Raw genomic sequence first — 11,891 nt, 5'->3', positions numbered from 1 at the left:
GAAAGCATCATCCTCGTTGCGATCTTACTCACCCGCCACGTAGCCAGGCGACCTGCTCGGCGGTCAGGCGAATCTGGCCGGCCCTGAAGCCGGCTCTCGACTCCTCCAGCGTCTTCGGCCCGTACAGGGCGAACGTCGGGAAAGGCTGGTGCAGGACGTAGTCCATGGCGATCGCCGAGGGCGAGACGCCGTAGTCGCGGGCCGGCTTTTCGGCTCGCTGCTTCCGCTCGAAGTTCTCCGGCCCGTAGAAGCACCGCACCAGCGTCGCGTCCGTACGGTCCGAAGGATCGGCTCGGGTGAAGAAGTTGCGGGACCGGGCCGACCACGCGAGTAGCGGCAGCTGCCGTTCGGTGAGCCAGCGGATCGATTCCGCGTCGCACGCGTCCAGGTAGCCGGGCCACGGCAGCTTGTTGGGTTCGGCCAGGCCGAAGTAGTTGCTGAGCAGCGAGAAGCCGCGTTTGCCATGGGCCCGTGCCCAGGCGTTGGCCTCGTCCACCCGTCGGATCGACCAGTTCGAGCCGCCGAAAATGCGCACGAGGCCGGGCCCATGGGTCGAGCATCTCGATCGTGCCTTTCGACCCGACGATCTGCACGGTGTTGTTGTCGACCATCCGCACACCCGCCGCACGGACGCCGTCACCCCGTTGCCGAAGCGCAGCTGCGCGGTCGCCCACTCGTCGACACCGCCGTCGCTGAGAGCGTCCGCCGGCGGAGGCCTGCGGCTTCAGGCGCCCGCCGGTCCGCTGTAGTCGGTGACGGCGTAAACCTGCAGGAGTCTCTCGACTCCGCGCAGGAAGGTCTCGCAGATCAGCACCGGGTCGAACAGGCAGCCGGCGGCCATGGCGCCGTCGCGCATCATCACGAAGTGGCGGGCGGCGGGCTCGGCGCCGGTCTCCTGGATCTTGGCCAGCAGTGCCGTGACGGTGTCCAGGAACCATTGGCGGTGGGCGAGCACGGCCTTGTGCACCGGGGACTCGGGGTCGGGATACTCGGCGGCGGCGTTGAGGAAGGCGCATCCCCGGAAGCCGGGGGACTGGATGCCTTGGGCGATGGACTCGCTGAGGGCCTGGATGGTGCCGGCGGCCGGTAGTCCGGCGGCGACGGCCTCGTCGGCCTGACCTCGCATGGCCCGGTCGACTTCGTTCAGGTAGGCGAGGACGAGGTCTTCCTTGCCGGGGAAGTGCCGGTAGAGGGTGGCTCGCGTCACCTGTGCTTCGGCGACGATGCGATCGATGCCGACGGCGTGGATGCCCTCCGCGTAGAAGAGCCGGGTGGCCGTGTTGAGCAGCCGGGACCGCGCTTCGGACGGCCGGCCTTCGGATTGGCTGGGCATACGGCCATCTTAGGGGGTAGAACGTTCGGTCTTGACTTTCTGCGCCGCAGGTTGCCATGCTGTGCCGAGATAGAACGTTCGGTCTAGCTAGGCGCGAGCGAGGCGACGGCCTGGCAGGACCCCACACCGGATGAGAAGGCCGGCCACGGGCCGCTCCCCACATCGCTCATCCACCGAAAGGATCATCATGAGCACGATCGCTGCTTCGCCCGGTTTTTCCGGGACCGCGTCCGCTTTGCGGCGGCTGTACTTCGTCCGGTTCGCGTTCGCCATCGTCTGGGCTCTCGCGATGTTCACGACCGCCTCGAACCTGGGTCCGCTCGCGGTCACCCTGCTCGTGCTCTACCCGCTGTTCGACGTGGCCGCCGCCGTCGTCGACGCCCGCGCGTCGCGCGCCACCGGCTCACCTGCCCTGCTGTACGTGAACATCGCGGTCAGCCTGATCACCGCCGTCGGCGTGGCCGTCGCCTGCGCGTCCGGTATCCCGGCTGTGCTGCGCGTGTGGGGCGCCTGGGCGGTCGTGGCCGGGCTGGTCCAGCTGATCGTGGGCGTCACCCGCCGCAAGATGGGCGGCCAGTGGCCGATGATCATCAGCGGCGGCATCTCCGTACTCGCCGGTGCGTCCTTCATCCTCGGCGCCTCCGCGGCCGACCCGACGCTGGCCAACGCGGCCGGCTACGCCATCCCCGGCGGCATCTTCTTCCTCATCTCGGCCTTCCGTCTCGGCCGCGCCGCGAAGGGAAACTGACCTGGACGGCAACACGTACGACGTCGTCGTCATCGGGGCCGGCCCGTGACGGTGTGCTGCCGCCGGCCGCGCCGTCCACTTCAGGACGGCAACTCCCAGGGGCCGTACAGCGCGTGGTGAGCGCTCGTGGTGAAGGCCCAATAGCGCTCGCCGTAGGACCAATGCCACCACTCGGTCGGGTAGTTGACGAAGCCGATGGAGGTCATGGCGGTGCCCAGGATGTGCCGGTTCGCCGTGGCCTCCGCGGAGATGGCGGTCGAGGCGGTGTAGCAGGCCTCGCCGTCCTCCGGCGGGGTGGCGTTGACCGGCGTGCCCATCGGCAGCTCGTCGCCGTTGGAGGTGCACAGGGTCAGGTCGACCGCGCCGCCGGTGACGTGGGGGGCCACCTCGGGCGGGGAGACGTATCTGCTGGCCTCGACGCGAACGCGGCTCTCGTCCCAGCCGGGGTGCGCGGCGCGGTGACGGGTGACCGATGAGTCGAAGTACTGCTGCTGCAGTCCCACCCGACGGTACCCCTCGGTGATCAGCAGGCGCAGCTCGCGGGGCAGCCGGGTCTGCGCGGCCACCAGCCGGTCGGCCACGCTCAGCCGTACGTGCGCGTAGGCCCCCTCGCGGTCGGCCAGCCTCGGATCGACGCGGATGGCCTCCACGGTGCGCAGGTCCACGAGCGGTTCCCCGCACTCCTTGACGGAGACCGCGGCGATCCGCGGGTCGGACAGGAGCACGATCTTCGGCATGGAAGCCCTCCGTTGTGAACCATGGACACGCCACATGAGGCGTGCCGTCGCCATGGTTCACGAGCGGGATCCAAGACCGCTGTAATCCCCCTGAAACGGTTTTTACTGCGACATCTCCTCGTACTCGCGGGCGCCGTGCAGCCGGAACACCTCCCGCGCCTCGGCCCGGGTCGTACGGGCGGTGGCGTCATCGCCGAGGGCCTCGTGGACCAGCGCCAGGTCCCGCAGGGTACGGGCCCGGAACAGACCCAGGCGCAGCGCCTCCCACAGCCGCACGGACTCCTCCAGATCAGCCTTGGCCTGGTAGAGGCGGCCCTCGGCCAGGTTGAGCTCGCCGAGGGTTCGCAGGGTGCAGGCCTCGCCCCAGCGGTCGTGCAGGGTCCGGGTGACGCCGAGCGCCTTCTCCAGCAGCCGCCGGGCCTGCTCGTGCCCGCCGAGCCGGAGCCTGACCTTGGCCAGCGAACGGGAGCAGTAGGCCACCATGAGCCGGTCGCCGAGCTGCCGGAAGATCTCCAGCGCCTGCTCGCACATCTTCTCGGCCAGGTCGTACTCGCCTCTGGCGCGGTGGTGCAGCGACATGTTGCGCAGGGTCAGCCCGGCGCCGCGCTGGCTGCCGGCCTCCTGGTAGAGGGTCAGCGCCGTGGTGAAGTCGGTCCAGGCGGCGGCGTAGTCGCCGCGTTCGAGACGTACCGTGCCGGTCAGCCGTTTGACGTGGGCGATGGCGGCGGTGTCGGCCAGGCGCTCCCAGAGCGGTTCGGCCTCGCCGAGGAAGTGCAGTGCCTCGGCCAGGTAGCCCTGTTCGCGGCACGCCGCGCCGAGAGCGGCCAGGGTGGAGGCCTCTCCCCGTACGTCCGCGGCCTCGCGGAACAGCGAAAGCGCCTGGCTGAGGTACTGGCGGGACTCGGCGTAGAAGTCCCGCTCGTAGTAGAGCTGCCCCAGGCCCGCCAGCAGGCTCGCCTCGCCGAGCACGTTGCCGGTGCGGCGCGCCGCGGCCAGCGCCGCCTCGTGGGTGCGGTGCCAGGAGGTGAACGGGTCGTCGACGACGTACTGGCTGCTCCCGAGGGCCACCAGGGACAGCGCGGAGGCGAGGTCGACGGCCAGCTGGTCGAGGTCCATCGAGGCGGCCAGCTCGACGGCGGCGATCAGCGACTCCTCCTCGCTCCGGAACCAGCCCCGCGGGTCGGCCAGCGCCGGGCGGGCCGCCTCATCCCCAACCGGGTGCGGCAGCCCGGGGGTGACGCGCAGGGGAACGGCCCCGGTCGGGACGACCTTGCTGACCTGCTCGACCAGCCACAGCCAGCCGCCCAGCACCCTTCTGGTCATCGCCGTCAGCTCCTCGGCCCCTTCCTCGGCCCGGGCGCGCTCGCCGGCGAACAGCCTGACCAGGTCGTGGAGCCGGTAACGGGCCTGCCCGGTCTCGTCGGGGTCCACCTCGTCGACCAGCGAGGTGTCCACGAGCTGCTCCAGCAGCTGGTCGGCCTCGCGCGGGCCGATGTCCACGGCGGTCGCGGCCACCCAGAGGGGGAAGCTCGGCAGCCCGAGCAGGCCCAGCCGGCGCAGCGCCCGCTTCTCCTGGGCGGAGAGCATGTCGTAGCTGAGGGCGATGCTGGCGCGTACCTCCAGGTCACCGGCGGCCAGCTCGTCGAGCCGGTGCTGCTCGTCGGCGAGCCGGTCGGCCAGCCGCTGAGCCGACCAGCGGCGCCGCGAGGCCAGGCGCGCGCCCGCGACCCTCAGCGCGAGCGGCAGGCCCCCGCACCGGCCGACGATGCGCGCCGCCGCCTCCGGGTCACCGGTGATCCGCTCCTCGCCCGCGATGCGGATGAGCAGGTCGATGCCCGCTTCGGGCGGCAGCATGCCGAGGTCGACGAGCATGGCGCCGGACAGCCCGGCGAGCCGGTTCCTGGAGGTGACGATCACCGCGCAGCCCTCGCTGCCCGGCAGCAGCGGGCGTACCTGAGCCTCCGAGGCGGCGTCGTCCAGCACGATCAGCCGGCGCCGGTCGGCCAGCAGCGTCCGGTAGCGGCTGGCGCGCTCCTCCAGCGTGAGCGGGAGCGGCGCGCCGGTGGGCTCAAGCTCGCGCAGCAGCCGCCCGAGCACCTCCTCGGCACCGGCCGGCGTGCCTGTGGTGCCGCGCAGCTCGACGTGGAGCTGCCCGTCGGGATAGTGGTGCGCGATCTCGTGTGCCGTACGCAGTGCCAGGGCGGACTTCCCGACGCCGCCCTGGCCGGAGATGACGCAGATCGGGGTGGCGCCGGAGCCGGTGAGATGGTCACGCAGCGCCACGATCTCCTTCTCGCGCCCGGTGAAGTCGGGCACGGGGGAGGGCAGCTGGCGGGGCATGCGGGGCGCGGCCTTGACCGGCCTGGCCAGCGCGGGGTCCGAACGCAGGATGGCCTCCTGCGCCTGGCGCAGCTCGGGCCCGGGCTCGACGCCCATCTCCTCGATCAGCACCCGGCGGCCCTTCTGGAAGACGGCCAGCGCGTCGGCCTGCCTGCCCACCCGGTACAGGGCTACCATGAGGTCGCGGCGCAGCCGCTCGCGCGTCGGGTGCAGCGCGACCAGCTCGGCCAGCTCGTCGATGAGCCGCTCGTCCTGCCCGGCCGCGAGGTCCGCGGCGATCCGCTCCTCGGTGACCGCCAGTCTCAGCTCTTCCAGCCGCACGGCTTCCGCGCGCAGGTAGGCGCCGCCGATCCCGCCCAGGGCCTCGCCGCGCCAGAGCCGCAGAGCCGTACGGAAGGTTTCGCCCGCCTCCTCGTGCCGCCCCTGCTGGGAGGACTGCCTGCCCTGGGTGACGAGCCGCTGGAAGAGGTCTCGGTCCAGGACGTCCGGGGGGATCTCGGCCAGGTAGCCGAGCCGGTGGGAGACGATGACGTCGGGCAGCTCCGCGCCGGTGAAGGCTCTTCGCAGCGAGGCGACGTAGGTCTGCAGCACGCCGCGGGCGGTCGTCGGCGGATCGTCCTCCCAGATCGCCTCGATCAGCCTGTCGACCGTGACGACGCGGCCCGCCTCCAGCAGCAGAGCGGCCAGCAGCGACTGCGGCTTGGCGCCCCCGAGGAGCACCTGCCGTCCCCCGGTCCACACTTCCACCGGTCCCAGGAGCCGTAACTCCATGTGAATCTCCCAGGTTTCGTGCCCGCACCGATCATGCCAGTACGGACCGGTACAGCGCTATTGCAGTCCATTTGGAGAGACCCCGACCAGTCTCAGTTCTCGTCAAGCAACGCAAGCGAGAGGGACGTCATGAAGAACTCGATGGCCAAGCGCGCCACCACCTGCCTGCTGTCGGCGACGATCTCGGTGGTGGGGCTGCAGGCGGCCCTCACCGCCCCGGCCTCCGCGGCGAGCCGGGACACGATCGTCTCGGTCGCGCAGGCGGAAGCCGGCAAGGCGGCCCGCAACAAGGAGAACCCCATGGGTAGCGGGTGCAACTACTACACAGGGGTATTCCGCACGTGGAAGTCGGCCTCCGGCTGCGGTGCGGGGGACGGCGTGCAGTTCCGCAACAGCGACTGGTGCGCCGACTTCTCCAAATACGTCTGGAAGACCGCCGGGGTGCGCTACGCGGACGTGGCCGAGACCAGCGGGGGCATCCTGACCGGCTGGGCCTCCTCCTTCAAGGACTACGGGACCACGTACGGCACCTGGCACGCCCGCTCCAGCGGTTACACCCCTCAGCCCGGGGACGCGCTGGTGTTCGACTGGGACCAGAGCGGGGACATCGACCACGTCGGCATCGTCACCTCGTCCAACGCGAGCACCGTCTACACGATCGAGGGCAACAGCGGCGACGCGATCAAGGCCCACAGCTACTCGCGATCGGACATCGACATCGTCGGCTACTCCTCACCGGTCGGCATCGACGGCGGTTCGCCGAATCTCGGCGTCCTGGAGTTCTACCTGTCCGACAGCCAGAGCTCGAACGTGGCCACCCGCCCGGTCGTCGCGTACGGCAACAGCCCCATGGTCCCGATCCGTGGTGACTGGGACGGTGATGGCAAGGACACCGTCAGCAGCTTCGACCCGACCACCGCCACCTTCTACCTGTCCAACACCCCCGAAACCGGAGCGGCCTCCTACACCTTCCGTTACGGCGACGCCGGTGCCGCCCCGCTGGTCGGCGATTGGGACGGTGATGGCAAGGACAACGTCGGGGTCCGCATGGGCAACACCTTCTACATGCGTACCAGTCCCGTCACCAGCGGCACTGAGACGACGACCTCCGTCGCCTACGGCGATGCCGACATGGTCCCTCTGGTCGGTGACTGGGATGGTGACGGCAAGGACACCGTCAGCGCCTACAGCTCCACGAATGCCACTTTCTACCTGTCCAACACTCCTCAGACCGGAGCGGCCGCTTACACCTTCCGTTACGGCGACGCAGGTGCCGCCCCGCTGGTCGGTGACTGGGACGGCGATGGCAAGGACAACGTCGGGGTCCGCATGAACGGCACCTTCTACATGCGTACCAGCCCTGTCACCAGCGCCACCGAGACCACGACCTCCATCGGCTACGGCGACGCCTCCGACCTGCCCATCATCGGCGACTGGGACGGCAACCACATCGACACCCAGGGTATCGTCCGCTAACGGGTAGCCGGTGATCCGGATCGCGCGTGGGGCGTGCCGCCAGCAGGCAGCACGCCCCACCGCCGTGACATGAGCCAGGAGCAACCAGCGCGGGTTGAACGCGCTACTCGCATCCGATCGGGCTGAGGCAGGGGAGGGCGGACAGGAGGCGTAAATCCGTGGTGTGGGCGGCGCGTGCCGTACTACAGTCGGACACGCCTTCACCTCGCGGCTGCTGAACCACGAGGCCCACGGCGGCGGCCCCGGTCCGTCGCCCTCTCCGGCGCGCTTTCGACCGCGCCCGCCCTTGCATCGCTTTCAGCAGCCCGAAGGACTTCACCATCATGCGCACCCGTCAGGACCGCCGTCTCATGCGCCGAGACGAGCAGTGGCTCACCCTCCCGAACCCTTGGGACGTCCCCGTCGACATCTGCGCCGACGAACGTGTGCCTCTCGAACCGGCCGCCGTCGACGAAGTGCTGTCCGTCCTGGAGACCGCCGACACCCTCGCCGGCCTCGCCGAGGCCGTACCCGGCCACGACGGCCCGCCGCCCCGCCTGATCCGCCTCGTCCTCACCCCCGACTTCCACAAGGGCGCGGGCATCCCGATCGGCACGGTCATCGAGACCGAGGGCGCGCTGCTCCCGCAGGCGGTCGGCAACGACGTCAACTGCGGCATGCGGCTGGAGGTCACCTCACTCACCGTGGAGCAGGTACGGCCGCGCCTGGACGCCCTGGAACGGCGGCTGCGGCACCTGTTCTTCGAGGGCGGCCGCCGCATCGCCCTCACCCCCGCCCAGCGGGAGGCACTCCTGCGCGACGGACTCCCGGGGCTGTTGCTCACCGGCGACGCCCCCTGGCAGGGCCACCAGCCGACCGACACCGAGGACTGCCTGGACCGCATGCACGCTCCGGCGTACCCGACCGGCACCGCCGATGCGTTCGCCGACTGGATCACCAGCGCGGGCGGCACCGAGGCCGCCAGCCACGACAGCCTCATCGGCAGCATCGGCGGCGGCAACCACTTCGCCGAACTGCAGTACGTGGCACGGATCCACGATCCCGCCGCCGCGTACGCGTGGGGCCTGACAGCGGGCGCGGTCGTCCTGATGGTGCACAGCGGCTCACTGGCCCTGGGTCACCAGGCCAACGCCACAGCGCTGGACCGGCTGCGCCAGACCTGGCCGCCGGGGTTGTCGCGACCCCGCAACCAGATCTTGCCGTTCCTGCTGAACGAGCGCACGGCCGCCGCCCGGAGCCGCTACCTGGACGCGTTCGGCAACGCCGCCAACTTCGCCTCAGGCAATCGGTTCTTCCTCGCCCTCACCATGCGGGCCGGGCTCGCCGCCGAATGCGGCCAGATGACGGCGCGGCTGGTCTACGACGCGCCGCACAACCTGTTCTGGCAGGAGGAGGACCGCGTCATCCACCGCAAAGGCGCGACGCCGGCGGGTGGTCACGAGCAGATGACCGGCGGCCCGTACGCGATGTGGGGCGAGCCCGTGATCGTGCCCGGGTCCATGGGAGCGTCCAGCTACCTGCTGCGGGGCCACGGCAACGCCCGCACGCTGGCCAGCGCCTGCCACGGCGCCGGACGGCGCGTCCCGCGCGGCGCCACCGCACGGGCCGGCGACCATGACCTCGACGCGTTCCTGCGCGAGTTCCGCGTGGTCACGCCGCTGGACCACCGCGATCCGACCGTGGCGCGCCGCGCGGACGTGATGGCAGCCTGGCGGCGCGACCTCAAGCAGGAAGCTCCGTGGGCGTACAAGGACATCGGACCCGTGGTGTCGAGCCTGCACGCGGGAGGTGTGGCGGACCCGGTGGCCGAGCTGCGCCCGCTCCTCACCGTCAAGGGCTGACCGCCTTCCCCGCGCACGGTATCGGCTGCCGGCCCATGTAGAGGCCGCATCACAGCTCGGGGTACATGGTGATCGCCAAGCCCTTGAGAGGGAGCTTGGCGGTCGCCATGGGAGTTCGTCCGGCCTCGCCGCTCCTCGCATGTGCTTGCGCGGCGCTCTCGCTCTACATTCGATTTGCGAACTGACGTTAAGAGATCGCGGTCCAGAGGAGGTTTGATCAGGCATCCGACCTGTGATGATCGTCCTGAGAACGGAATGCCGTCGGCTACCGGAGTCGGTTCGGTGAATTTCATGGCCGAAGGCTTCTACCCGATCCACATCAACGCGGAACAGGACGGTTACGCTGCCACCTGGCGCCGTGGGAGAAACTGATCTGCTTCTCGACGCGGCTCGCCCTGAAACCACCGCTGAGACATTAGACGTAGGCGGTGAGCAGCGCGGTCATCTCAGGTTTGGTACGGGGTGCAAATGTGGTTGGGCGCACCGCTCTCCCACGTGGAGGCGACCGTCGCTCTGTCCCGGCTCTTCGGACGGTTGCCCAGAATCGGGACTGTCCCGCCGTAAACGTAGCGGTGGAGTACCCGCTCCGTGCACCGACCGCAGCGGGTGGCGAGAACGGGCGCCGCGCGCCCGCCAAATTGCCCCGAACGGCCGGGCTCGCCTGGAGAAGTCGCGCGCTCGCCAGTGTACGCAGGCCGGAAAAACTCACTGTGAGGAGATCTGGCGCGGAGCCACAATGAATCGCCGGAGTAAGTCCTCGAGCTTCAGATCGTCCCCGGAATCGACCGCCGAAACCAACACCGCGAGTACCGCCTTCCGCAAGAGCCCCCGCAGGCGCTCGCCCTCCTCCTGGGGGCCGGACAGTACGCGGGAGGCGACTCCCTCAACCACTATGGAGAGAATGTCAGCAAGGTCCTCGATGCTGATGTCAGGCCTTAACTTCAGGTCATTGACCGCCAGCATCTCCTCATAGATGGGGGCCCATTTCCGACGGATCGCCTTTCTAGCGGTGCCGGTTGTGGTCTTCAGCTCGGGAAATCTATCGGCCGCGGCCGTCGCGATGAAGGAAAGGCCGATTACCGGGCTCTCCAGAATGGACTCCAGTTCCTGGTTGCCGACCTCCTGGGCAGCGTGCACCGGGTCGATCGCATTGGAGATCAGTTCCGCTGACTTCCTAGCGGATTCTGGCCTCCAGTACCTGGTCCACAACACATAGGAAAGCAGGTCCAGGGCGAAGTCGTCCTGGGCGGGCCATCTGTCGTGGAATTCCTGTTCGTCTCCAGCCTGCCGTCTTGCTCTCTCGATCTCTCTGTACGTCTCGTCCGCCGGTGGCAGGTTCCAATAGGGGCGAAGCGCGTCGGCAACCGACCCCATATCACCGTGCTGGGCGTGCTGCGTAACGCCCAAGCGCAGTCCGGCCTCTAGATATTCCCTGGTTAAGGCAGTATTGGCCAGAGATTGCCGGGACTCGCGCGGGCCCTGCCGCATGAGCCGATGCAGAACGAGCGAGAGGTCCTCTTCGCCCTGCCTGTCCGGATCCAGCGTGATCGAGGCATGGTGGCTCAAGACCTCAGGGTTCGCCGCCCAACGTAAAAGCAACTGGTCCAGCATAAGCAGCGCCGTGTCGTGGGCGGATTCTTCGCGCAGGTTGAGTGCGTGATGGAGTAGCGTGTCGGTGTAGAAGATCGCCCCGGCGATCACCGAGGACCCCGATCGGAGAAGCCCTCGCTTCCGGCCGTGTTCCATGAGGTCGGCGAGCATGGTGTAGAGCGGCACCAAATGGCGGATATCTTCTTCGTCCGGCTCCACGGCCACCTGCCCGTGTTTCAGAGTCTGCTCGTGCATCGCGGCGACCAGAGACTCGGTCAACTGTCGACGCCTACGCGCGAGCGCCGCCAAATCGTAAAAGTGACGGAGTATCGCGTCCATAGGATCTGAGTCGTCTTTGAGGGCGCGCTCCACCGACTTCAGGAGGCGGCCGACGAGTGGCCGGTAAACAAATCCCATGAGGATCTGTTTGCTTTTGAAGTGATTGTACGCCGTAGCCGCACTCACGCCCGCCGTCTTGGCGACATCCTCGATTCTCGTGCGATACCAGCCACGCTCGGTGAACAACGCGCGAGCTGCATTGAGAAGGGCGGCGCGCGTACGCGCCCGTTTGACGTCGCCAGCGCTCTGAACAGGTTTGGTTTCCGTCACGGACGAGAGCGTAACACTGGCTTCTGAAAGCGTTGTTGGGAAGCGGCTACATTCCGCGTGAGTGCCCTGGTGTCGGGCCGGGTTCCGTGACGGGGGAAGGGACAGGCGCGACAGCGCCGTCTCAGGTGCGCCCGGCACCTCCTTGCGGGGCCTGACTCTAGTTGCGCACCCAACAGTCGTGCTGGCTCCAGTTTGACAGATCAACTTGGAGTGACTAGGGTTCAAAAAGGTACCATTGGTACCAATGGGGCATCTGGGAGTGCCGTGAACCCTGCTGTGCGGGGGCTCTCCGTGGTGTCCTACCGCTGTAAGGGTGGGGTCTGGGTTCTCGATCGAATGCGGAGAGTAAGCCTTGGAAGGCACGGGCGCTGCATAGAGAAGCGGGGGGGGGGGGGGGGGGGGGGGGGGGGGGGGGTTGTTGATAGGGAAGGAGAGGGGGAGAAAGA

At 68.9% G+C, this 11,891-nt stretch carries 8 protein-coding genes; 3 read left to right on the top strand and 5 right to left on the bottom strand.

The genetic code is table 11. The features are described from left to right. Positions 1–28: 28 nt before the first annotated feature. Both ACIHFD_RS64605 and ACIHFD_RS64600 read right to left on the bottom strand, forming a co-directional pair. A complete protein-coding gene (locus ACIHFD_RS64605) occupies positions 29–535 on the bottom strand; it encodes an aldo/keto reductase (RefSeq protein ID WP_397375404.1) in 507 nt (168 codons plus the stop codon). Positions 536–724: 189 nt separating this feature from the next. Beyond that, positions 725–1,333 carry a TetR/AcrR family transcriptional regulator gene (locus ACIHFD_RS64600; RefSeq protein WP_397375403.1) on the bottom strand — a complete coding sequence of 203 codons (609 nt, stop codon included), beginning with the start codon at positions 1,331–1,333 and terminating at the stop codon, positions 725–727. Between the two features lie 187 nt (positions 1,334–1,520). Between ACIHFD_RS64600 and ACIHFD_RS64595 the strand changes: the two genes are divergently transcribed. After that, on the top strand, positions 1,521–2,081 hold the full coding sequence (locus ACIHFD_RS64595; protein WP_397375402.1) for a hypothetical protein: 561 nt from the start codon (positions 1,521–1,523) through the stop codon (positions 2,079–2,081). Positions 2,082–2,161: 80 nt separating this feature from the next. Here ACIHFD_RS64595 and ACIHFD_RS64590 read toward each other — a convergent pair whose 3' ends face one another. Continuing rightward, the gene (locus tag ACIHFD_RS64590; protein WP_397375401.1) at positions 2,162–2,818 is read right to left on the bottom strand and encodes a M15 family metallopeptidase; all 657 of its coding nucleotides are present in this window, start codon (positions 2,816–2,818) and stop codon (positions 2,162–2,164) included. A gap of 102 nt (positions 2,819–2,920) precedes the next feature. Next, positions 2,921–5,929 (bottom strand): BTAD domain-containing putative transcriptional regulator, encoded by a 3,009-nt coding sequence (locus ACIHFD_RS64585; RefSeq protein WP_397375400.1) that lies wholly within the window; start codon positions 5,927–5,929, stop codon positions 2,921–2,923. A gap of 129 nt (positions 5,930–6,058) precedes the next feature. Between ACIHFD_RS64585 and ACIHFD_RS64580 the strand changes: the two genes are divergently transcribed. Continuing rightward, the gene (locus tag ACIHFD_RS64580) at positions 6,059–7,405 is read left to right on the top strand and encodes a CHAP domain-containing protein (protein WP_397375399.1); all 1,347 of its coding nucleotides are present in this window, start codon (positions 6,059–6,061) and stop codon (positions 7,403–7,405) included. 323 nt (positions 7,406–7,728) lie between these two features. After that, complete coding sequence (locus ACIHFD_RS64575; protein ID WP_397375398.1) at positions 7,729–9,246, top strand: RtcB family protein; 1,518 nt, start codon at positions 7,729–7,731, stop codon at positions 9,244–9,246. A 705-nt stretch (positions 9,247–9,951) separates the two neighbouring features. On the opposite strand, the gene ACIHFD_RS64570 is transcribed toward ACIHFD_RS64575, so the two are convergent. Further along, the gene (locus ACIHFD_RS64570; RefSeq protein ID WP_397375397.1) at positions 9,952–11,445 is read right to left on the bottom strand and encodes a TetR/AcrR family transcriptional regulator; all 1,494 of its coding nucleotides are present in this window, start codon (positions 11,443–11,445) and stop codon (positions 9,952–9,954) included. Positions 11,446–11,891: the final 446 nt, after the last annotated feature.

This window comes from Nonomuraea sp. NPDC051941 (genome assembly GCF_044593615.1).
Note: the sequence above shows the minus strand (reverse complement) of the source record. Positions and strands in the feature narration are given on the sequence as shown.